The sequence below is a fragment of the Pantoea sp. T14 genome (assembly GCF_036663535.1).
GTDB classification, from domain to species: domain Bacteria; phylum Pseudomonadota; class Gammaproteobacteria; order Enterobacterales; family Enterobacteriaceae; genus Pantoea; species Pantoea phytostimulans.
The window spans coordinates 201,360-224,726 of record NZ_JAWUEB010000015.1; the positions used below are offsets into that span (position 1 = coordinate 201,360).

At 51.5% G+C, this 23,367-nt stretch carries 19 protein-coding genes; 8 read left to right on the forward strand and 11 right to left on the reverse strand.

Annotated elements, in window-relative coordinates; translation table 11 throughout:
* Positions 1-133 precede the first annotated feature (133 nt).
* Positions 134-682: an oligoribonuclease gene (orn, locus tag SC127_RS06875; protein ID WP_215845469.1), complete on the reverse strand. Its 549-nt coding sequence runs from the start codon at positions 680-682 to the stop codon at positions 134-136.
* A gap of 103 nt (positions 683-785) precedes the next feature.
* Between orn and rsgA the strand changes: the two genes are divergently transcribed.
* The 3 genes from rsgA (at position 786) to mscM (ending at position 6,174) form a co-directional block, all read left to right on the forward strand.
* Positions 786-1,832, forward strand: a complete 1,047-nt coding sequence (rsgA, locus tag SC127_RS06880; protein ID WP_215845468.1) for a small ribosomal subunit biogenesis GTPase RsgA — start codon at positions 786-788, stop codon at positions 1,830-1,832.
* An 86-nt stretch (positions 1,833-1,918) separates the two neighbouring features.
* Positions 1,919-2,824: an archaetidylserine decarboxylase gene (asd, locus tag SC127_RS06885; RefSeq protein ID WP_332625845.1), complete on the forward strand. Its 906-nt coding sequence runs from the start codon at positions 1,919-1,921 to the stop codon at positions 2,822-2,824.
* 14 nt (positions 2,825-2,838) lie between these two features.
* On the forward strand, positions 2,839-6,174 hold the full coding sequence (gene mscM / locus SC127_RS06890; protein ID WP_215845466.1) for a miniconductance mechanosensitive channel MscM: 3,336 nt from the start codon (positions 2,839-2,841) through the stop codon (positions 6,172-6,174).
* Positions 6,175-6,253: 79 nt separating this feature from the next.
* On the opposite strand, the gene mdh is transcribed toward mscM, so the two are convergent.
* The gene (mdh, locus tag SC127_RS06895; RefSeq protein ID WP_215845465.1) at positions 6,254-7,192 is read right to left on the reverse strand and encodes a malate dehydrogenase; all 939 of its coding nucleotides are present in this window, start codon (positions 7,190-7,192) and stop codon (positions 6,254-6,256) included.
* Positions 7,193-7,622: 430 nt separating this feature from the next.
* Between mdh and argR the strand changes: the two genes are divergently transcribed.
* The 4 genes from argR to yhcN (SC127_RS06915) all read left to right on the forward strand — a co-directional run bounded on the left by argR (position 7,623) and on the right by yhcN (SC127_RS06915) (position 9,563).
* On the forward strand, positions 7,623-8,093 hold the full coding sequence (gene argR, locus SC127_RS06900; RefSeq protein ID WP_215845464.1) for a transcriptional regulator ArgR: 471 nt from the start codon (positions 7,623-7,625) through the stop codon (positions 8,091-8,093).
* Positions 8,094-8,579: 486 nt separating this feature from the next.
* Positions 8,580-8,843 (forward strand): peroxide/acid stress response protein YhcN, encoded by a 264-nt coding sequence (yhcN, locus tag SC127_RS06905; protein WP_215845463.1) that lies wholly within the window; start codon positions 8,580-8,582, stop codon positions 8,841-8,843.
* 92 nt (positions 8,844-8,935) lie between these two features.
* Complete coding sequence (locus SC127_RS06910) at positions 8,936-9,202, forward strand: YdgH/BhsA/McbA-like domain containing protein (protein ID WP_215845462.1); 267 nt, start codon at positions 8,936-8,938, stop codon at positions 9,200-9,202.
* A gap of 97 nt (positions 9,203-9,299) precedes the next feature.
* Positions 9,300-9,563 carry a peroxide/acid stress response protein YhcN gene (gene yhcN, locus SC127_RS06915; protein ID WP_215845461.1) on the forward strand — a complete coding sequence of 88 codons (264 nt, stop codon included), beginning with the start codon at positions 9,300-9,302 and terminating at the stop codon, positions 9,561-9,563.
* A 59-nt stretch (positions 9,564-9,622) separates the two neighbouring features.
* On the opposite strand, the gene SC127_RS06920 is transcribed toward yhcN (SC127_RS06915), so the two are convergent.
* The 5 genes from SC127_RS06920 to aaeX form a co-directional block, all read right to left on the reverse strand.
* Positions 9,623-9,892 carry a barstar family protein gene (locus tag SC127_RS06920; RefSeq protein WP_215845460.1) on the reverse strand — a complete coding sequence of 90 codons (270 nt, stop codon included), beginning with the start codon at positions 9,890-9,892 and terminating at the stop codon, positions 9,623-9,625.
* 59 nt (positions 9,893-9,951) lie between these two features.
* Complete coding sequence (locus tag SC127_RS06925) at positions 9,952-11,406, reverse strand: NAD-dependent succinate-semialdehyde dehydrogenase (RefSeq protein ID WP_243078837.1); 1,455 nt, start codon at positions 11,404-11,406, stop codon at positions 9,952-9,954.
* A gap of 112 nt (positions 11,407-11,518) precedes the next feature.
* Positions 11,519-13,471 (reverse strand): p-hydroxybenzoic acid efflux pump subunit AaeB, encoded by a 1,953-nt coding sequence (aaeB, locus tag SC127_RS06930; protein ID WP_243078836.1) that lies wholly within the window; start codon positions 13,469-13,471, stop codon positions 11,519-11,521.
* Positions 13,472-13,476: 5 nt separating this feature from the next.
* The gene (gene aaeA, locus SC127_RS06935) at positions 13,477-14,409 is read right to left on the reverse strand and encodes a p-hydroxybenzoic acid efflux pump subunit AaeA (RefSeq protein ID WP_215845458.1); all 933 of its coding nucleotides are present in this window, start codon (positions 14,407-14,409) and stop codon (positions 13,477-13,479) included.
* A 7-nt stretch (positions 14,410-14,416) separates the two neighbouring features.
* Complete coding sequence (gene aaeX, locus SC127_RS06940) at positions 14,417-14,620, reverse strand: p-hydroxybenzoic acid efflux pump operon protein AaeX (protein WP_031375118.1); 204 nt, start codon at positions 14,618-14,620, stop codon at positions 14,417-14,419.
* A 245-nt stretch (positions 14,621-14,865) separates the two neighbouring features.
* On the opposite strand from aaeX, the gene aaeR reads away from it, so the two are divergent.
* Positions 14,866-15,783, forward strand: a complete 918-nt coding sequence (gene aaeR / locus SC127_RS06945) for an HTH-type transcriptional activator AaeR (protein ID WP_215845457.1) — start codon at positions 14,866-14,868, stop codon at positions 15,781-15,783.
* 33 nt (positions 15,784-15,816) lie between these two features.
* On the opposite strand, the gene tldD is transcribed toward aaeR, so the two are convergent.
* The 4 genes from tldD to SC127_RS06965 form a co-directional block, all read right to left on the reverse strand.
* Entirely contained in the window at positions 15,817-17,262 is a 1,446-nt protein-coding gene (tldD, locus tag SC127_RS06950) for a metalloprotease TldD (protein WP_215845456.1), read from the reverse strand.
* A gap of 64 nt (positions 17,263-17,326) precedes the next feature.
* On the reverse strand, positions 17,327-21,157 hold the full coding sequence (yhdP, locus tag SC127_RS06955) for an AsmA2 domain-containing protein YhdP (protein ID WP_332625846.1): 3,831 nt from the start codon (positions 21,155-21,157) through the stop codon (positions 17,327-17,329).
* A 154-nt stretch (positions 21,158-21,311) separates the two neighbouring features.
* Positions 21,312-22,781, reverse strand: coding sequence for a ribonuclease G (rng, locus tag SC127_RS06960; protein WP_215845455.1), 1,470 nt, complete (start codon positions 22,779-22,781; stop codon positions 21,312-21,314).
* Entirely contained in the window at positions 22,778-23,365 is a 588-nt protein-coding gene (locus tag SC127_RS06965; RefSeq protein WP_215845454.1) for a Maf family protein, read from the reverse strand. The genes rng and SC127_RS06965 overlap by 4 nt, the downstream gene beginning before the upstream one ends.
* Positions 23,366-23,367 lie beyond the last annotated feature (2 nt).

The following is a 23,367-nucleotide window of genomic DNA, read 5'->3' on the forward strand; positions in this document are numbered from 1 at the left end:
CTTCACCGGTACGGGGTGCGCATTATACGAGAAATCGTTGCTGCTGCAAGTGCCTGAAAGCAAAATTTTTCGCTTTCGATGCGTTTGCTGATTAAATCAACAAACTGGCGATTTCCTGCGCACCGCCTGACGCTTAAAGCTGCAAAAAGTGCTCGCGGTAATAAACCAGCTCGGCAATGGATTCACGAATATCATCCAGCGCCTGATGCGTTCCGGTTTTTTTGAAGCCTGGCAAAATACCCGGCTTCCAGCGACGCGCTAACTCTTTCAGGGTGCTGACATCCAGATAGCGGTAATGGAAGTAGGCTTCCAGTTCCGGCATGTATTTGAACAGGAAGCGACGATCCTGCCCAATGCTGTTACCACAAATAGGCGAAGTATTGGCTGGCACCCATTTTTTCAAAAACTCAATGGTCGCCAACTCTGCCGACCGATCGTCAAATTCGCTGGCTTTTACGCGCTCAACCAAACCGCTGTTGGTATGGGTACGCACGTTCCACTCATCCATCAGCGCCAGTTGTGCATCAGACTGACGCACCGCCATCACTGGGCCTTCTGCCAGGATATTCAAATCGGCATCGGTCACGATGGTCGCGATTTCAATAATACGATCGCGTTCCGGATCGAGGCCGGTCATCTCAAGATCAATCCAGATCAGATTGTTTTCATTTCCAGTAGCCATGCTGTTACCTGCCGTTGCTGTAGTCGTCATTAACTGTGATTAGGGTGTATCATAGACGTTTTGCCCAGCGGGGCGAAACCAGGCGAAAGCCGTGTGAGGGTTAGTGAGCAAAAATAAACTGTCGAAAGGTCAACAACGTCGCGTAAGTGCTAACCACGATCGTCGTCTTAATCAGCGGAAAGATCGCCCGGAAGCTGACGACAATCTGTTTGGTGAAGCTGCTGATGGCGTGGTGGTCAGCCGTTTCGGGATGCATGCCGACGTCGAAGACAGTGCGGGCATCGCCCATCGTTGTAACATTCGCCGCACCATCCGTTCATTAGTGACCGGCGATCGCGTTTTATGGCGTCCTGCCCACAGCGGTGGCAAAGGGATCGTCGAAGCGGTGCATGAACGCACCAGCGTATTGACCCGTCCCGATTTTTACGATGGCGTAAAACCCATCGCTGCCAATATCGATCAAATCATTATTGTTTCGGCGATTCTGCCAGAGCTGTCGCTTAACATTATCGATCGTTATCTGGTCGCCAGTGAAACGCTGGATATTGAGCCGCTGTTGGTGCTGAATAAAACCGACCTGCTGGACGAAAAGGCACGCGCCTTTGTTGATGAGCAGATGGATATCTATCGCCAGATTGGCTACCGCGTGTTGATGGTGTCCAGTCGGGCAAAAAACGGCCTTGATGAACTGCAGGAAGCGCTGAACGATCGCGTCAGCATTTTTGCCGGCCAATCGGGTGTGGGTAAATCCAGCCTGCTGAATGCGCTGCTCGGCCTTGATCGCGAAGAGCAAACGGCCATTCTGACCAAAGATGTTTCAGATGCCTCCGGCCTCGGCCAGCACACCACCACCGCTTCACGTATGTATCACTTTCCCAATGGCGGCGATGTGATCGATTCACCGGGCGTGCGCGAGTTTGGTTTATGGCATCTTGAGCCGGAACAAATCACCCGTGGATTTGTCGAATTCCGTGAGTTTCTTGGCGATTGCAAATTCCGTGATTGCAAGCATGACACCGATCCGGGTTGCGCTATCCGCGAAGCGGTAGAAGCAGGTAAAATTAACATTTCCCGTTTCGAGAACTATCACCGCATTTTGGAAAGCATGGCGCAGGTAAAGACGCGTAAAAACTTCGCCAGCGAAGAATAACGGCCGGTATTCGCCATCTGACCGGGGCGCTGCTACAATCCGCCCCCATTTTTCTTAACGTCACGATAAATAGCCAGGAGGCTAAGGTGTTTGATCGTTTAAAACTCGGCTTGAATCATGTTCTCCCGAAAAAATGGCTGACTGAACTTGCCGGTTGGGGCGCCAGTCGCCGCGGTGGCTGGTTGACCAAACTGGTCATCGACATCTTCGTCTGGTTCTACAAAGTTGACATGGCGGAAGCGCGCAAATCTGATACCGCTAGCTATCGCACTTTCAACGATTTCTTTGTTCGCCCGTTGAAAGATGACGCGCGCCCGATTGACCTTGATGCAAACCTGATCGCCCTGCCCGCCGATGGCGCAATTAGCCAGCTTGGCCATATTGATGGCAATCAGATTTTTCAGGCTAAAGGCCATCATTACACCCTCGAAGCACTGCTGGCCGGTAATGAGCAGATGGCGGCGAAGTTCCGCGATGGCGAGTTTGTAACGACTTATCTGGCACCGCGTGATTATCACCGTGTACATATGCCGTGCAATGGCATCCTGCGCGAAATGATTTACGTGCCAGGCGATCTCTATTCAGTAAACCCGCTTACCGCGCGCAACATTACCAACCTTTTTGCTCGCAACGAGCGCGTCATCTGCTATTTCGAGACGGATATTGGCCCAATGGTGCAGATCCTGGTGGGTGCCACCATTGTCGGCAGCATTGAAACTGTGTGGGCAGGTACCATTACGCCGCCGCGTGAAGGTGTGATTAAACGTTGGCACTATCCTGCGCCTGCGGCTGATGATGAAGGCGCAGTGGTGTTATTGAAAGGTCAGGAAATGGGCCGCTTCAAGCTGGGCTCGACGGTCATTAACTTGTTCGCACCAGGCCGCATAAAACTGGCAGAAAGCCTGGAAGCTGAAAGTAAAACACGTTTGGGCCAACCGCTGGCGATGACGCTACCGATGGCGCCCCACGTTTCTGACGTTATCGTCGACTAAATTGAGTGTTCCCTTTGCGTTCGATCCTCTTCTTGCTGCTGAGCCTGTGGCTCAGCACCTCAGCCTTGGCGGCCAGCGTTCCGGAAGCCAGTTCTTTAAAACAGCAGCTGGAAGAGGCGAAAGCCGCTAAAAGCTCTCCGGCACAGGCGGAACAGATTCAGTCGCTTGAAGCTGCGCTAAATTCCCTTTCTGAACGTGATGAATCACTGGAACGGGCCCGGCAGTATCAGCAAGTTATTGATGACTTCCCGCGCCTTTCCCGTGAAATACGCCAGCAAATTGCCTCGCTAAACGACAGTCCTAAAACTCTTCGAACGACGATGAGCAGCGCTGAATTGGATCAAGAGATCCTGCAGGTCAGCAGCCAGTTGCTGGAAGAGGGACGGCAAGCTCAGCAGGAGCAAGATCGCGCGCGTGAAATCAGTGACTCCCTCTCTCAACTGCCGCAGGATCAGACAGAAGCGCGTCGCGCCATGACTGAAAGTGAGCGTCGTTTGCAAAGCGCAGGCAACGGCGGCACCACGCCGCAATCACAGACGCAATTGGCCGCACGTCAGGCAGAAAATGCCGCGAACAAAGCGCGCGTTGATGAGATAGAGCTGGCACAGCTGTCAGCCAATAATCGCCAGGAGCTGGCACGCATGCGCGCGGATGCGCATCAACGCAAAGCCGCGCAGTTAGATAACTATCTTCAGTTACTGCGTAATCAGCTCAACGACCAGCGCCAGCGCGAAGCTGAACTGGCGTTAGCGCGGACAGAGCAGTTGGCGGAAAACAGTGGCGATCTCCCGCCATCAATCAGCGATCAGTTCCGGGTTAACCGCGATCTTTCCGGTGCGCTGAATCAGCAGGCGCAGCGTATGGATTTGGTGGCTTCGCAACAGCGACTGGCTACCAATCAAATTATTCAGGTGCGTCAGGCGCTCACCACGTTACGCGAGCAGTCGCAATGGCTGGGTGCATCGAGCTTACTGGGCGAAGCGTTGCGGGCTCAGGTTGCCCGCTTACCGGAGATGCCTAAGTCTCAACAGATTGATAACGAGATGGCGCAGCTGCGTGTGCAGCGCCTCTATTATGAAGATTTGCTGGAACGTCAGGATGCGTTACGTAAAGCGCATCAGGCCGATGGACAGCCTTTCACCAATGATCAAAAACGTATTCTTGATGCGCAGCTGAAAACCCAGCGCGAACTGCTGAATTCGCTGATCTCCGGCTGCGATACCTTGATCCTTGAAATCACCAAGCTGAAGGTCGCTAACACGCAGCTTCAGGATGCGTTAACAGAAGTCAAAGACGCGACACATCGCTACCTTTTCTGGACTGCCGACGTCAGCCCCATTAGTTTGAGTTATCCGCTGGAGCTGGCTAAGGATCTGTCGCGTCTGCTGTCGCTCGACACCTTAGGCCAGCTCGGCAAAGCGCTGGCGATGATGTTTACCAGCCGCGCCACGGTGCTGCCTATTATCGGCGCGGTTTTATTGGTGGGTTTCAGTATTAGTTCACGCCGTCATTTCAACGGCTTCCTTGATCGCTCTGCCAGCAAAGTCGGCAAGGTAACGCAGGATCGTTTTCGCCTGACGATTCGCACCGTGTTTTGGTCGATTCTGGTGGCGTTACCGCTGCCGGTATTATGGGGCGCGCTGGGATATGGTTTGCAAAATGCCTGGCCTTATCCGATCGCAGTTGCGATTGGCGATGGCATTACCGCCACACTGCCGCTGCTGTGGGCGTTTATGATCAGCGCTGCGTTTGCACGTAAAAACGGTTTGTTTATTGTGCACTTCCGCTGGCCCCAGAGCCGCGTGGCGCGCGCAATGCGTTATTACTCGCTGAGTATAGGCCTAATTGTGCCGCTGATTATGCTGCTGATCGCCTTTAGCAACCTCGAGGATCGCCAGTTCTCCTCCTCGCTAGGCCGCCTCTGTTTTATCCTGATCTGTGGTGCAATCAGCCTGGTTACCGTTAGCCTGAAACGCGCCGGTATTCCGTTACATCTGGATAAAGAAGGCAACGGCGAAAACATCATTAACCGCGTGTTGTGGAATTTGATGATTGCGATCCCCCTGCTCGCCGCCCTCGCCTCGGCGATTGGTTATCTGGCGACCGCGCAGGCGCTGTTGGCACGTCTGGAAACCTCAGTAGCGATCTGGTTCCTGTTGCTGATCATTTACCACATTATTCGTCGCTGGATGTTGATTCAGCGCCGTCGCCTCGGCTTTGATCGTGCCCGCGCACGCCGTGCCGATATACTGGCAAACCGCGCGCGCAGCGAAGAAGAGAAAGAGCAAGGCGCGCAAAATGTGGATGCGATTGAGATAGAAGAACCGGTCATTGATCTTGATGCCATTAGTGCGCAATCGTTGCGGCTGGTGCGTTCTATTCTCACCTTGATTGCTTTGGTTTCGGTGATTGTCCTGTGGTCAGAAATTCATTCGGCCTTCGGCTTCCTTGAGAATATCCGTCTGTGGGATGTGAACACGTCTATACAAGGCGTCGAGAGCATTCAACCGATCACGCTTGGCTCAGTATTGATTGCGATCCTGGTGTTTATTATCACCACGCAGCTGGTACGTAATATGCCCGCACTGTTGGAGTTGGCTCTGCTACAACACCTTGATCTTACGCCTGGCACCGGTTACGCCATTACCACGCTAACCAAATATGTGTTGCTGTTAATTGGTGGCCTGCTGGGTTTCTCATTGATTGGTATTGAGTGGTCGAAACTGCAGTGGCTGGTCGCCGCACTCGGTGTTGGATTGGGCTTTGGTTTGCAGGAGATTTTCGCCAACTTTATTTCTGGCCTGATTATTCTGTTTGAAAAACCTATTCGCATCGGTGATACCGTGACAATTCGCGATCTCACCGGCAGCATCACCCGAATCAATACCCGTGCGACCACCATTACCGATTGGGACCGCAAAGAGATTATCGTGCCTAACAAAGCGTTCATTACCGAGCAGTTTGTTAACTGGTCCTTGTCAGATTCAGTAACACGTGTGGTGTTAACCATTCCAGCGCCTGCGAAAGTGAGCAGTGAAGAGGTTACGACCATTTTGAAACAGGCCGCCGAGCGCTGCAGTTATGTTCTGGATACTCCGCCACCAGAAGCATTCCTGGTTGATTTACAGCAGGGCATTCAACTGTTTGAATTGCGTGTTCATGCCGCTGAGATGGGGCATCGCATGCCGCTGCGCCATGAATTGCATCAGCTCATCCTGCAAGGCTTTGACCAGCACGGCATTGAAATGCCCTTCCCTCCATTCCAGATGCGAATGGAAACGTTGGGCAAGAAAGCGCCAGCGACCAATGGCGCGCCCGCGTCACGTAATTTCAAATCAGGTGGTTTGTAGAAAAAGGTTTGTAGGGACAAAGAGCAAACAAAAACGCCCGGTTAAGCCGGGCGTTTTCCTGTTTATCTCACGCTTACGCTTACTGCTTCACAAACTCTTCACCCTGCGCGATATCTTTCTTCAGGGTTTCTAACATGCCATCCAGTGCCTGCTGTTCAAAACTGCTTAAGTTACCCAATGGCTTGCGTTCAGCGACGCCATTTTTGCCCAGCAGCAGCGGTTGTGAGAAAAAGCGCGCATATTCCCCATCGCCTTCGACATAGGCACATTCCACCACGTTCTCTTCGCCTTGTAAGGCGCGTACCAGTGACAAGCCAAGGCGCGCTGCCGCTTGTCCCATGGATAACGTTGCTGAACCACCACCCGCTTTGGCTTCTACCACTTCAGTACCTGCATTCTGAATGCGTTTGGTTAAGTCCCTGACTTCCTGATCGCTAAAGCTGACGCCTTTAACCTGTGACAGCAGCGGCAGAATAGTCACGCCCGAATGCCCACCGATGACCGGAACTTCAATATCGCCCGGTGATTTGCCTTTTAGTTCAGCAACAAAAGTATTGGCGCGAATGATATCGAGCGTAGTGACACCAAACAGGCGGTTTTTATCATACACGCCATGTTTTTTAAGCACTTCAGCGGCAATGGCTACCGTAGTGTTGACGGGATTAGTGATGACGCCAATTAACGCTTTAGGTGCAGTTTGAGCAACCTGATCAATCAGGTTACGGACAATGCCCGCGTTGACGTTAAACAGGTCAGCGCGATCCATGCCAGGCTTACGTGCAACACCGGCAGAAATTAATACTACGTCAGCGCCTGTCAGGGCTGGCGTGGCATCTTCTCCACTGAAACCTTGAATTTTTACCGCAGTAGGAATATGGCTGAGATCGACAGCGACGCCAGGCGTAACCGCGGCGATATCATAAAGGGTGAGTTCTGAACCCGCAGGAAGCTGCGTTTTGAGTAAGAGTGCGAGCGCTTGGCCAATGCCACCTGCAGCACCGAGGACGGCAACTTTCATTCGTGACTCCTTATTAAGGTGGGGCAGAGAAGAGCCGAAATTCCATCTGAGTCAGACCTTAATCAACAGCTCAGGCGATGACGATTATCCGCGCTCATTCTACGTGCTAACGCGCTTAATCTCCGGATTCAATAATTACTTATCATCTCATTACCTGAATGACCGACAACTTCGCCGTCTGCAGACAGAGAACGGCTGTGTTCGTTATCTGTTGCTACATCTCCAATAGTATAACAACTTTGCAACCTTTGCCCTGATGCGTCATAAAGCGCGGTTTTGGTCTGAACAAAAATCTTTGCTATTATCCACGCCCGCTGGCCGCTTCAGATAGCTCACTTGCTAACCAATTGAATAAAAATTCATTTAAATGCATAATCATCGCTCTGCCGTGGGCTGAATCCCGGTTATTCCCCTTTTTTATTGGTAACCTATGCGAAACCCATCCAAACAAGACGATCTGATTAAGGCCTTTAAAGCCTTATTAAAAGAAGAAAAGTTCAGTTCCCAAGGCGAGATTGTTCAGGCGCTGCAGGATGAAGGCTTCGAGAATATTAACCAGTCAAAGGTTTCTCGTATGCTCACCAAGTTTGGCGCAGTGCGTACTCGCAACGCCAAAATGGAGATGGTTTACTGTTTACCTGCAGAATTAGGCGTGCCCACCACCACCAGTCCACTGAAAAATTTGGTGCTGGATATCGATTACAACGATGCGCTGGTGGTGATTCATACCAGTCCCGGCGCGGCTCAGTTGATTGCACGCTTGCTGGACTCCTTAGGAAAATCAGAAGGTATTCTTGGCACTATTGCAGGTGATGACACCATCTTTATCACCCCTGCCCGCGCCTTCACAGTTAAACAACTGCACGACGCTATTCTGGTTTTATTCGAACAAGAGCTATAAACCCCGCTTTGGCTGCCGGCAGTTAACCTGCCGGTTACGCGTTCTTTTCTCTCTGTTACACAAGAAACTCAAATTTTTTATTAAAATTCAATACATTGACATTAAAACGCTTCATATTTAGCGCTGCGCGAAAATGGTTAAACCTTTGCGCCAACTTAACCTTTTGCGCTATTTTACACTGCTTTACATCACAGACTTAGCGTCATTACCCAGATCTAAATCAACCTGCAGCCATATCGACCACTACTTTTCGCACAAAAAGATAAAGTGATGCATGTCACTGTTTTAACATGAAATTAACCACCTACGCTCATTTTATAACCACTTTTTATAACTTAAGGTTATTAAAATATGTCATAAGGATAAAGAATCGCAAAAAAACATTATTAGCAGAGTATTAATTTCTTCCGTTATTAGTTCTATACTTGTTTTCGTGATGCGAATCACACAAACAAAAAGATAAAAACAGACGACGAGGAAATATATATGAACGTTAAAACCACTATCGCCACCCTGAGTATTCTATCTGCCCTGTCATTTGGTGCTGTTGCAGCTGATTCTATCAATACTTCGCAAGCGCAAAATTTGCAGTCCGTTGGCACCATAAGTGTTAGCGGTGTCGCTGGCTCGCCAATGGATATCAACCAGAAGCTGAGTGATAAAGCCGATCAGCAAGGCGCAAAAGCCTATCGTGTGATTGAGGCTTACAACAACGGCAACTACCACGCGACGGCTGAACTTTACAACTAAGTTCAGGCGACAAGACAACAGATAACGGGCGGCCTTTTTGAAGCGCGCATATGCACTTCGGGTTGCCACCTCAAATTTCAGGAGAGTGAATCATGAAAACCAAATTAACCCTTGCCGTATTAAGTCTGGCTTCTGTTCTGTCATTTGGCGCTAGCGCTGCCAGCTTGGTTTCAAATCAACAGGCGCAGACTCTACAGCCTATGAATCAAACCATTACCGTAAGTGGTCGTGATGGTGATCAGACGAATATCCGTGAAGTGCTTTCTGAGAAAGCCGATGCGCAAGGTGCCAGCCACTATCGTGTTATCGAGAACAATCAAGACAACACCTATCACGTGACAGCTGAGCTGTATAAATAATTAACCGAACCGGTGTTTAAACGACACCTGACACATATCGACGACCCGCTTCATCTTTGAATTCCGCAGGTTGTTGATTGTAATGAGGAGACGAATTATGAAAATCAAAGCAACCATCGCTACAGTTAGCCTGCTTTCAGTTATCGCTTTTGGCGCATCTGCTGCCCAGCTAGTGACTGAACAGCAAGCACAAAATATGCAGCCTGCGGGAACCATCACCATTAGTGGTACGGCTGGCGCACCAATGGATTATCGTGCGCAGCTTTCTCAGAAAGCCGATGAGCAAGGTGCCAGCGCTTATAAAGTGATTGAAGCACGTACCGGTGATAATTATCACCTCACCGCTGAGCTCTATAAATAATTCCTCGTCAGTTTCTTGACGAACCCTTTGGCCCCGCTCGTCGGGGCCCTTTTTCGTTGTTATTTGACATTGAAATGGAGTTGACCTTCCAGCTCCTCTTCTGCTTCATCAAATAATAAAATTAGCGCGCCGTAGCGTCTTTTCTGTCCCTTGCCTAAGTTCACAAATTCGATGTGTAGCGGCATAGGCAATATTTCACCCGTGACAACTTCCCATAATCCATCCAGATCACAGATACGCCGATCTTCCAAAGCAAAACGTTCGCTGAACTGGCGAAAGAAATGGGCTTGATCAACGATCTCATTAAAGTCAAAACACTCGTTTTTCATGCGGACAGCTCCCATCCTCCCACTGCGGACGACCGCTTTCGTCGTCCGTAGTGATGAAACTAGTTCAGACCGCCCAGATGCAGCGCTTTGATTTCCAGGTATTCTTCCATGCCAAGCACCGATCCTTCGCGCCCTAATCCAGACTCTTTAACGCCGCCAAACGGCGCCAGTTCAGTTGATACCGCGCATTCATTAATACCAATCATGCCGCTTTCCAGCGCGGCTGAAACGCGGAAAACGCGCTGCAAATTCTGCGTATAGAAGTAGGCAGCCAGGCCAAACTCTGTGTCATTAGCGCGGCGAATAACGTCATCTTCATCATCAAAGCGGAAGCATGCTGCCACAGGACCAAACGTCTCTTCCTGTGCCAGTTTCATCCCTTCATGCGCCTCAGTAATGACCGTGGGTTGCCAGAAATTGCCACCCAATGCGTGACGTTCTCCTCCCACCAGTACTTTGCCGCCTTTAGCTATCGCGTCTTTAACATGCTGTTCTACTTTTTCTACTGCTGAAGACTCAATCAACGGTCCAACAATCACACCCTCTTCCATACCATTGCCTACTTTAAGTTTTTTCACTTCGTCGGCGAGTTGGTTAACAAAGCGGTCGTAAACGGCATTATGGATATAAAAGCGATTGACGCTGACGCAGACCTGCCCGGCATTGCGAAACTTATTGGCAATCGCGCCCTGTACCGCTGCATCAATATCTGCATCATCAAACACGATGTAAGGCGCGTTGCCGCCCAGCTCCATCGACACTTTTTTCATGGTTTCGGCGGCGTTACGCATCAGCAGCTTGCCGACTTCCGTGGAGCCGGTGAAAGAGATCTTGCGCACCACTTTGCTGGCCATGATCGCGTCGCTGATAGCATGTGTGTCGCCAGCGACAGCATTCAATACGCCATCCGGCACGCCCGCTTTTTTTGCCAACGCCAGCAAGGCAAACGCACTCAACGGCGTGTTATTTGCGGGTTTAATAATACCGGTACAGCCCGCTGCCAGTGCGGGTCCCAGCTTGCGCGTCAGCATTGCCATGGGGAAATTCCATGGCGTGATAGCGGCCACCACACCAATCGGTTCACGTGTAGCAAGAATGCGCGATCCCGCTTTGGCCGGAGGAATAATTTCACCATTTGCACGCTTGGCCTGCTCAGCAAACCACTGAATAAAACTGGCGGCATATTCCACTTCGCCTTCGGCTTCTTTTACAGGCTTACCTTGTTCAGCCGTCATTAGCTGACCAAGCCAGTGTTTGTTCTCAATCATCAGCTGATACCAGCGATTAAGAATGTCTGCGCGGGCTTTAGCCGTTTGCGCTCGCCAGGCAGGAAAGGCGCGTTCAGCCGCAGCAATCGCCTGTTCGGTTTCGCTTTTCCCTGCTTTTGCGACCTGCGCTATTACCTCGCCTGTAGCGGGATTGGTCACGTCAAAGGTAGCGGCAGCGTGATGCCATTTGCCATCAGCCAGGTAGCCGGTCTGAAACAGTTCGCTGTCTTGTAGTGAAGTACTCATTGATTCGCTCCTGTCAGTTTCACTTTCCGTTAAGAAAGTATAGTTGGCAAAAGCGACAGGTTTTATGAAGGAGTGGCATTGCGCAGGCCGCTGCTGTACGCAGCGGCCAGTTTCAGATTTGGATGAGCGTATTCTGGTATTTACTTAACATCAGCGCCAGCCGTTTTACCGGCTCAGTGACGCTAGCTGGCGCTTCGTACTGCTGCAATTTTTCTTGATAAACATCCAGTTCTTGCAGCAAACGCTCAAAGTAATAACGCCGCTTGTCATCGCTGCTGGCAGAGATCACTCGATCAGCGGTATAGCGAAGCTGGCGATGATAGGCCGATAAGTCAGCATTAACCGGCACTTCGGCATTACGTAGACGCTGATGACCGATAATCAACGTGAGCGCGATGCGGTACTTATCTATATCGCCAGGAAACAGATTCAACAGTAGAAAGAGTTGCTGATAGAGCGCAGGCAGGTGGTTTTCACGACGTCGTGCCTGATTGGTGGTCATCGCTGATACGGCTGCATACATGAAGCGGTTCAACAACTTGCGGCCGGTGCGCTCTTTTGATTTATCGCGAATCAGCAGAATTACCATCATCGCCACAAAACAACCAATGACCTGGCCCAACACGTTATCGAGGAAAACGTTGAACTCGAACTGCATCGGATTATCCAGCACCAGCACGTTGATGGTGCCGATCAGCGCACCCAGCGTACCCAACTGGCGTCGCTGAACAAAGATACCGCCGATGAAACCCAGCAATCCAATGGCAATACACAACAGGAGCGCGCTTTGCTGGGTGCCCGGCAACACATACATAAAGTAGAGTGCACCCAATGGCACCGCCACCGTCATGCCATACAGAAAGTCTTTGGCCATCATCAACGGATTTGGCATACGCATCGCCAGCGCGGTAATGACTGCCAGCATCACCATGCAGCCGCTACCAGAAGTCCATCCGGTATAGAGCCAAAACAACGAGCCCAGCGCCGTTGCTACAAAGGTACGGATACCGTTGATCATTGCATGATGCGTTTCTGCTGATCGTGCCTGAATCACTACCTCACGCTGTAAAATCTCCTCTTCCAGCGCGGTGATACGACTATTACTTCTGATGCCGTTGATCAACAGCAAATATTCTGTGGCTGCGCCGACCCAGCTCGCCAGCGTGAGCGGCGAGGTTTTACTGCTGACGCCCAGCACCCGACGCATAATCTTCATACGCTGGTGCACGTCTTCGACGCTTTCAACCTCTTTTTCAATCAGCAAACGATACTGCGGCGCGATGTAATCTGGTCGGGCGTTTTGTATCAAAAACGTTTCCGCCGCTTGGGTAATCAGCGTCAGCGATAAGGTATTCAGCATTTGCAGGCGGCGATTAGCGTTCTGCCAGCGCGAAGATTCCATCATCAGCTGGCTGCGCATGCTGTTAAGTGCAGTGGTACGACGCACCAAGGCGGCCCACGCTTTATCCACTTCTTCTTTATCACCATGTGCAACGCAGAGTTGCAGCAATTTGTAGTGCGCCACCAGCAGTGAATCAACTTCCTGATCGATCACTTTTTTAATCGATCGCGGTGAGAAGATCATGTCGGCGAGGATCGCACACAAGATCCCTAAAACGATTTCGCTGCAACGCTCTACGGCATATTGCGGTGCTAACGTCAGGCCGCCGCTGGCATCCGCAGTAACCACGATAATCAACGCGGTATACCCGGCTAATCCCAGCGCATAAGAGTTTTCAACTTTAATCAGCGAGGAGAGCCAAACGCATAAACCGGCCCAGATGCAGCACAGTAGTAGCATCACCACCGGCGCACGCACGGTCGCAATCATGATGGTTAGCGCAGCGATACAACCAATGAAAGTACCGATAATACGGAGGATGCCGCGATAGCGCAGCGCGCCAGAATAGGGATCGCCACCTGCAGCAAAGGCGGTGCCGCCAGCGACAATCCCTGCGGTCATCACCGCCCAGCGTGGCGTTTCAAGATTGAGGTGAAAGCCGATCATCAACGCTGCGACCAGCGCGAAACTGAGCTTTACCGGGAAACGCAGAAACTCAATCATAACCCTTAACCGAACTCACGCAGGCGATTGAACAGCTTGCTCATCGGCGAGGCATTGGTATGTTGGCGATCCTCTTTTCCGGTGATAACCACTGTTGCGGTGGTGCCCGCCGGGAAGCGATTACCGGGCTGCTGATCGAGACGAATACGTACCGGCACACGTTGTGCCAAACGTACCCATTCAAGATTTGAATCCACGGTTGCCATACCTTTGGTATCTACCGAACTGCTGCTGTTTGTCACACCCGCGGCAACGCTGTCTACCGTGCCGCGTAACACCACGTTACTGCCTAAAGGTGTGACTTCTGCGCGGAAACCTTGCTGAACGCCGTGCAGCTTGGTCTCTTCCAGATATGCCAGCACATAGAACGAATGTTGCTGCACCAGCGCCACCGCGACTGAGCCGCGCGTGATGTATTCACCTTCAAAAACGTTAAGGTTGGTTACCCAACCGTCAGACGGTGCCTTGATCGTGGTGCGGTCGAGATCAATTTTCGCCAGATCGCGCGTAGCAATGGATTTCGCTAACTGATGCTCGCTGGTTTGCAGATCGTTGTTGGCTTGATCAATCGCTTCACGCGACATCGCAGAAGTGCCCAGCTGATTACGTCGTCCAGCTTCACGGCGTTTTTCGCTGACCAACGCCTGATAATACTCAACATCCGCCTGGGATTGATCCAACGCCTTTTGATAGCGCGGGCGATCCACCACAAACAGCGTGTCACCCTTCTTCACTAACTGGTTGTCGTGAATCGGGACATCTGTGATCAAACCAGTGACATCGGGTGAGATCGCTACGATATCGGCTGAGAATTTGGCATCACGCGTCCACGGCGATTCGGTGTAAAACACCCAAGCGCGAAAAATGATGATGACTGCGATGATGACTAACAGAATGGTAATCGCGTAACGCGCGATTTTTCTTATGAGCGTTTTCACTTAAACCTCAGACAAATAGACGGGATACAAGGTAAAACACACAGCAGTAAAGTGCTGTATTAAAAAGTGCCGGATGCCAGACAAGATCGTAAATACCGCTGGGCGTCAGCACACGCTTCACCAACCAGAACAGCATCAGTGAAATAATCAGTTCAATGAAAACGGGCGGAAAAGAGAGCCCAAACATGACAAATACCGGAAGCACACTCATCAGAAATCCTTAGTTCGACCTTGCCGGGATAATCCGTTGCCTAATTGAACCCATTAATGTTATCGAAGATAACAAACAGCTGAACACCACATCCGAACCACGGATGGCTTAATAATAGCGTATCATCGGGTGATATCAGGCAATGAAGAATCACCGGGTAATACCCCGGCGCGCATATAGTAACGCGCTTGACTATACGTTTTCTACCGAATGTGATCTAAATCACTTTTTAGCCAGAGTAAACAATGGAACGACTAAAAGGCATGTCCATTTTCGCCAAAGTGGTTGAAATGGGTTCTTTTACCGCCGCTGCACGTCAACTTCATCTTAGCGTTTCGTCTATCAGTCAAATTGTTGCGAAACTGGAAGATGAGCTGCAGGTTAAACTTCTTAATCGCAGCACGCGCAGTATTGGACTGACTGAAGCAGGAAAAATTTATTATCAAGGCTGTCGCCGTATGCTGGCAGAAGCGATGCAGGTTCATGAGCAGCTTTATGCCTTCAATAATACGCCCATTGGTGTACTGCGCATCGGCAGTTCATCCACCATGGCGCAGAACGTTCTCGCCGGCATGACCAGCGATATGCTGCGTGAATATCCCGGGCTTAGCGTTAATTTGGTCACCGGTATTCCCGCGCCAGACTTAATAGCGGATGGGCTGGACTTAGTGATTCGTGTCGGTGCATTGAAAGATTCCAGCCTGTTCTCCCGCCGCCTTGGCGCTATGCCAATGGTGGTCTGTGCAGCAAAAAGTTATCTGGCGCAGCAGGGAACGCCGGAAAAACCCAGCGATATCGATAACTTTGCCTGGCTGGAATACAGCGTGCGGCCTGACAACAATTTCGAGTTAATCGCCCCGGAAGGTTTGGTTACGCGGTTATCACCGCAGGGACGTTTCGTCACTAATGATTCACTGACGTTGATTCGCTGGTTAAAAGCGGGCAATGGCATCGCTTACGTGCCAATGATGTGGGTGATTGAAGAGATTAAAGCAGGCGAGATCGATATTTTATTTCCGCAGTATCAATCCGATCCGCGTCCGGTTTATGCGTTATATACCGAAAAAGATAAACTGCCGCTTAAAGTACAGGTCTGTATCGATTATCTGACAGAGTATTTTGAACAGGTCGCCGAGCAGTATCAGCAGCACCGTAAAAGCTAACAACCCGCCGGGTGGCGGGTTGTTTTTAACACATCAGGCGGTGCCGCCGATGGTGAGTTTGTCGAGTTTCAACGTGGGCTGACCTACGCCAACCGGCAGGCTTTGGCCTTCTTTACCGCAAACGCCAACACCTTTATCCAGTGCCAGATCATTACCGACCATGGAAATCTGCTGCATAGCTTCAATGCCAGAACCGATCAGCGTCGCGCCTTTCACCGGTTTAGTCACTTTACCCTTTTCAATCAGATAGGCTTCCGACGTTGAGAACACAAATTTCCCGGACGTGATATCGACCTGACCACCACCGAAGTTTGGCGCATACAAGCCGTACTCAACGCTTTCGATGATCTCTTGCGGGGTAGATTTACCCGCCAGCATGTAGGTGTTTGTCATACGCGGCATAGGCAGATGCGCATAGGATTCACGTCGACCATTGCCGGTTGGCTTCACACCCATTAAACGCGCATTGAGCTTGTCCTGCATGTAACCTTTCAGCACGCCGTTTTCGATCAGCACATTGTATTGGCCAGGCACACCTTCATCGTCAATTGCCAGCGAACCGCGCAGGCCATCAATCGTGCCGTCATCAACCACGGTACAGAGATCGGAGGCGACCAGTTGCCCCATTTTACCGCTGAACACAGACGTACCGCGGCGGTTGAAATCACCTTCCAGACCATGTCCAACAGCTTCGTGTAACAGCACGCCCGGCCAGCCTGCGCCCAACACCACCGGCAAGGTGCCAGCAGGCGCGGCGACGGCAGAAAGATTAACTAACGCCATGCGTACCGCTTCACGTGCCCAGGCATCAGCACGTACGTCACCGTTTTCATCGGCGAGGAAAAATTCATAACCTGTGCGGCCACCGCCACCGCTTGAGCCACGCTCGCGCTTGCCGTTGTCTTCCACCTGAACACTGATAGAAAGACGAACCAGCGGACGGACATCCGCCGCCAGCGTACCGTCGGTTGCGGCCACCAGCACTTGCTCATAAACACCGCTCAGGCTGGCGCTGACTTCCTGCACGCGCGCATCGGCAGCACGCGCAACCTGGTCAACACGGTGCAGCAGTGCAATTTTGTCTTCACGCGTCAGACTATCCAACGGATTAGTCGGTGCATAGAGCGAGCGGTTTATCACCGCTGACAGCGTATGCGCTTTGCCATCACCTTGCTCACGCACGATACTGCGTGCTGCTTCAGACGACAGACGCAGCGCATTCAAAGTGATTTGGTCAGCATAGGCGAAACCGGTTTTCTCACCGCTAACCGCGCGCACGCCAACACCTTGATCAATATGGTAGGAGCCATCTTTAATGATTTTGTCTTCCAGCACCCAGGATTCGTGGAAACTGGACTGAAAATAGAGATCGGCATAATCCAGACGACGTTCTGAAAGCTGCCCTAACAGGGAAAAAAGGTCCTGCTGATTAATGCTGTTAGCAGTTAGCAACTGCTCACTTACCAGGTTCAGAGTCATCGTTTCTCACTCATTATGTGCTCGGATAATCATAGCCTGCGGCAATTCCGGTACGGCGTCAAATTCACTTGGTGCCGTTTTCACGCGGTTTGCGCAGCACTTCATTGATTTCCGGTTTATCCAGCGGTCCGCTGATGTGATAACGCAGCAGCGATATTTTGTTCCACAGTGGTCCCAATACCTTACTGGCGGCAAATACTGCGGCACCCACCACCGGATTCACGACAAATGCCGCCGCAACGCCGACCGAGGCGGAAATTTCCGGCGCAACCACCGCTTCCATATCAATGCGACGCTGCACTAAATCCATCTTGCCTTGCATGGCAATGTCCGCTTCAAGCCCGTCCACCAGCAGGTTATCCGTTCTCATCACGCCATTTTCAATCCATGCGGTGCCATTAATTGAATCGAAATAGAATCCCTGATTGAAGGTGTCATTGAAATCAAAGCGGAGCTTGCGTAGCAGCGCGTCAAAGCTGAACAGCCGCAGAATTTGTCCGGCGGTACCGGTATTCACATCAGCGATTTGGCCTTTGCCGAAATGCGTTTTTAACGTGCCGCTCAGCGTTTTCTCTGAAGGCTGCCACGGCGCTGAACGCCAGTGCAGATCGTAATCGATGTTAAACGGTGCGTCGCGCAGCGGCGTGTTCATCCCAAACCAGTTGGTCGCATTATTGATGTTTTGGCCTTTCAGGGTGCCTTTTAGTGAAGTGCGCTGGTCGTTAGGTCGGTTTACCCATTCACCCTGAATGTTGAGTTTTGAGCTACCCGTATCCACTGAACCGTTAGTAAGCGCTAACGTATCACCTTTAGGTTGCAACGTGGCCTGCATGCGGCCATATTTTTGGCCCATTAACCAGCACTCGCTGCAGCGAAGTTGTAACGCCGGCCAGCCACTGAAATTAATTTGGCTGGATTGCTGCGACAACGGTGACGCGCTTTTCGCCTGACTATCACCCCACTGTGGATTGTAATAAAGGTAATCGAGTGCAATCTGCCATGGCGCAGAAGGTGATATGGCCAGTTGCCCTTGGATTTCTTTACCTTTTACTGAAACCTGCGTATTACCGTTGGCATTTTCTGCCAGCGTCGCATCAATATCATGCCACTGCTGTCCCGCCAGCTTGACCGCTGGGCTACGTAGAATGATGTTGCCAGGAATAGTCGCACCGCCAACTTGTCGCGCACTTTGCGTCGTTTTAGTGCCGCCATTACCGTCGCTGCTACCGGCCATCAACGCCGTCCAGGCTTCGCCATCCAGCGCCGGTAAGTTCAACACCATGCCGGTGTTTTCAGGCAGCGCGGGTGTACGTTTCGCATCATTCAGCCAGATGCCGCGATCAACGCGCAACTGCGGTTCCAGCAACCACCGGCTGTTAAAGCGATGGCGCTCATCAATGCTGCCACTGAGTTCAAAACGCTTCAGATCACCGCTGGCTTTGATAGTGATCGGCATCGCTTCGCCGCCTTTTTTATCCAGCGGCTCAGGTAAGCGACTACTTACTTCTTTCGCTTCGCCTTTAATCCCAATCTCATAACGTGCGCCGCCTTTATGCGGCAGCGTAATATCAACATTGCCTTGCCATGGCAAATGACCGCCGAGCTGGCTACGAAATTGCTGTGGGATTTGCGTGATTTTGCCCGGCTGCCAGTCGCCCAACAGTTTGACGTTCACACCAAAATCGTCGGGATTTTCTTTGGTGCTGAAAGTGACGCCCAGCGGCTGACCAAACCAGTTCGCCTGCATTTCCTCACTGTCTAAATTACCGTTGTTGTAACGGAATCGGCCCGTCAGGTTGGTCAATGTCGTGTTGAGCGGCTTGATATGTAGCGAGTTATTATTCATTACCACGTTACCGCTGGCATGCACCAGTTTGCCATTCAGCGGGATATCCAGATTAAGGTGGCCGCGTGTATTGCCGCCAATCTGTAACTGCTCTAATGCCGCGCCCAAAGAGCTTTTCAACGGCGTTTGCTGGAAGTAATCAGCAATTTGGCTGCCCTCGCCGCTTACGTCGCCATCAATAATCAGCTTCTCTTTGAGATAATCAGGAATAATAGCGCTGATATTGCGAACATTAACGTCGCCCAGCTTTGCGGCTGGCGCATTCATCCACAAACCGTCATTGATGAAGTTGAGATCGATGTCGAGATTATTGATAGCTGGCCATTTAGGCTGGAAAGCATACGTTGCCTGACGCAGCGGCACCCAAACCTGGAACATGCCATCGTTATGTTTGAACGGGAACAGTTTGGGATTACCGGCAAACAGCAGCGTGGCATTGTCCACCTTGCCGCCTTTAATCGCACCGCTGAGATAATGGGTTAAGTTATGCCCCATCAGCGGAACCGGGAAATAGCGCCATGCATCTCCGGCATTGGTCAGGTTAATGCCAGCAAGAATATCCAGGCGTGGCTCGCTGCCCCTGTTCTGTTGATAACGGAAACCGCCGCGCGCCCAGAGCGAACGTGCCTGTACGTCGAGATCTTTGCCATCCAGGGTCAATCCATGATCATCACGTAGCCAGCTCATTGACCCCGTGATTTGATCAATTTCCAGCGGAGCCTGGAACATGTCGCCATACGGCACATCGGCACGGCCCATATCCACTTTCACTTGACCATTCACCAGGCTGCCGCGTGCTTCACCGTTCAGCTTGCTGATCCCTGGCAACAGCTTCCAGTGTTGCCAGCTAAAATCGCGCCATTTTACCTGCATGCGGGTATTTTCTGGCTGCTGTAACGGGATATCCAGTGCCAGCCCTTCAATGGTGCCTTGCGGTCGCACGGCGCGCCAGTTATCGAACAAGGCTGGCGATAACGGCGCAAAAAGCGGCACCAGCGGCGCAATGTGCTCTAAATTTAACTGCGTCGCACGGACGCGCACTTCAGCCTGCTGATTCGCTCCCAGCAATTGTTTGTCTTCAGGTCGCCACAGCAACGCGAAATGTCCCGCGGGCCAGGCTATACCATCGGTGCTGAGTTTGGTTTGCGGCACATTCACCGCCCAGCCATTTTGATAACGTGAAAGATGTGCAGTCAGGCCATCAACCTGCAGCTGATGCGGCCCCCCCTCGCCCTGCCAGCGCGCGCCGCCTTTGCGCAACAATAAATCACCTGCATAGATTTCGCCTTCACGCAAATTAACCCATGCCGCAAGGCTAAAGCGCGCGCTGTCGAGACGCGTGTTATCGCGCATCCAGCGTCCTAACCATGGCCGTACATCTACGTCGTCCGCCTGCATCCAGATGCGCCCGTCGTTAAGTAAACCTTCGCTATCGTTGAGATTGAGGCGCACCTGCACCACGCCATGTTGGCCGGTAAAACTGGAAAGACTGACTTCACCTTCGGCGCGGTGACGCGTTTTTTCGTTTACCCAGGTGAGCTTAGGGATCGCCAGTTCGGCGTGTTGGCCTGAAGGGGTGAGAAAGCGTATTGAGCTGTCGCGCAGATCGAAGTGATCAAACTGGCGCAAAAAGAGTTCGTTGATTTGGGCTGGCTTGAAGCTATTTTTCTGTTCATCACTCGCCAGCAGCGGGCGGTTGCTGTCGAGATGCAGCTGCCAGAAGGTCAGATCGCGGAACTGCCAGCGCCAATGCAGCAAAGATTGCCACACATCCAGCGCCAGATTAACCCGGGCAATGGTCAGCTTGTCGCTGTCCTTCATTTCTACGTTGAGGTCGTGAATTTCCAGCGTTGGGCCGAAGTTCTCCCATTTGCCCTGCAGCTTGCTCGCCTTTATCGGCATGCCGCTGGCATTGGAAGCAAACTGCAAAATGTTACTGCGATAGCTGTCGAGATGCGGCATCGCCAGACGCAGCCCACTGACAAGCAGCGCGACAATCACGATGACTGTCGCGACCAGCAGTAACAAGATCCTCGGCAACTGCCTCACTCACACTTCTCCTTGCCTTCCGCGAATGACGGAGGATTCATTCTCATACCCAACCGTCATCAGACAAAAATAAGCGGTATGAATGTGCATTTTAACCCAAACATGGGCGCTTTTTTAGCCCGACCAACTTGGTCGGGCCAGCGTTAGCAAGACGCTACATCATCACAACATCAAACTGCTCTTGAGTGTAAAGCGCTTCGACATGCACCTTAACCTGTTTCCCGACGAAAATTTCCACCTCGGCCAATGCATGTGACTCATCGGTTTTTAAAGCTTCACCGACGGTTGGCGAGACGTAGACCAGGAAACGATCGGCGTCGTAAGCATGGTGAACGCGGACTATCTCACGCATGACTTCGTAGCAGACGGTTTCGACGGTTTTCAAGGTGCCTCGCCCTTTGCACACCGGGCAATCTTCACAGAGTACGTGTTCAATGCTTTCGCGCGTGCGCTTACGCGTCATCTCCACCAGCCCCAACGCGGAGAAACCGCTGATGCCGGTCTTCACCCGGTCTTTATTTAGCGCACTTTCCAGCGAATGTAGAACGCGGCGGCGATGATCTTCATTACTCATATCAATAAAGTCGATGATGATGATGCCGCCGAGATTACGCAGCCGCAGCTGGCGAGCAATAGCCTGCGTTGCCTCTACATTGGTATTAAAAATGGTTTCGTCGAGATTACGATGGCCGACAAAGGCACCGGTATTAATGTCAATGGTGGTCATCGCTTCGGTTTGATCGATGATCAGATAACCGCCAGACTTCAACTCGACCTTGCGATCCAGTGAACGCTGAATCTCATTCTCTACGTCAAACAGATCGAAGATTGGCTGTTTGCCGTTGTAGAGCTCCAACTTACGGGCCATTTCTGGAATATATTCGCTGGTAAATTCCAACAGCAAATCGCAGGTCAGACGTGAATCAACACGAATGCGATCCAACGCGGCATCCGTGAAATCACGCAAAATACGCTGCGCCAGCGCCAGCTCACCGTAAAGCAGGCAGCGTGTTTGGTTGCGCTTTTTACGCTCGCTGACTTTGGTCCACAAACGTTTTAAAAAGGCGGCGTCTTGCGCCAGCTCTTCGTTGCCGATGCCTTCTGCAGCAGTACGAATAATGAAGCCACCGAGATCGTCACAATAATCAGCCACTACAGCTTTCAGCCGTTCGCGCTCGCTTTCGCTTTCAATGCGTTGTGAGACACCTACATGCGACGCACCAGGCATGAACACCAGATAACGCGACGGCAGTGTGATATCAGTAGTCAGACGTGCACCTTTGGTGCCCAGCGGATCTTTCACCACTTGCACCATCAGATCCTGGCCAGGACGTACCAGTTCAGCAATATCGCGTACGATAAAATTCTTTTTCTCATCGCCGGCTACGCATTCGGTGTGCGGCATGATATCGGAAGCATGTAAGAAGGCTGCTTTTTCCAATCCAATATCGACAAAAGCGGCCTGCATGCCAGGCAATACGCGACTAACGCGTCCTTTATAGATATTACCAACGATACCGCGGCGCGCTTCGCGCTCGATATGGATTTCCTGCAGAATGCCGCCGTCAATATAAGCGACGCGCGTTTCGGATGGCGTGACGTTTACCAGCAGTTCAGCCGTCATTGTTGTCCCCTTAAGGCACGCAGTGACTGAAAATGGCTGAATAACTCTCCTGTCTCAACCAAAGGTAATCCGACAACCGCGTGATAGCTTCCATTGATTTTGCGGACAAAGTTTCCACCTATGCCCTGAATGCCGTATGCCCCGGCTTTATCCATCGGCTCGCCGGTCGTAATGTACTCGCGAATATCTGATGCGGTTAAGTTTCGAAACGTGACATCAGTTGTAACCAGACAATCCAGCGCTTGCTGACGATCAACCAGCGCGACGGCGGTCATCACTTGATGCGTTTGCCCTGAAAGTTTGCCCAGCATTTCTGCCGCATGTTCTGCGTTGCGCGGTTTTTCGAGCACTTCGCCGTTTAACACCACGATCGTGTCCGCGCCCAGCACGGGTAAATCATGCTCAGCCAACATAACGCCCGCGCGAGCTTTGTCATTCGCCAGACGGCGAACATAGGCATCAGCCGCTTCATTCGGCTGACGCTGCTCTTCTACATCGGTAATGAGACGTTCAAATGTGAGGCCAAGCTGAGTCAACAGCTCACGCCGACGCGGTGAACCGGAAGCCAAATAAAGGGATACCATAA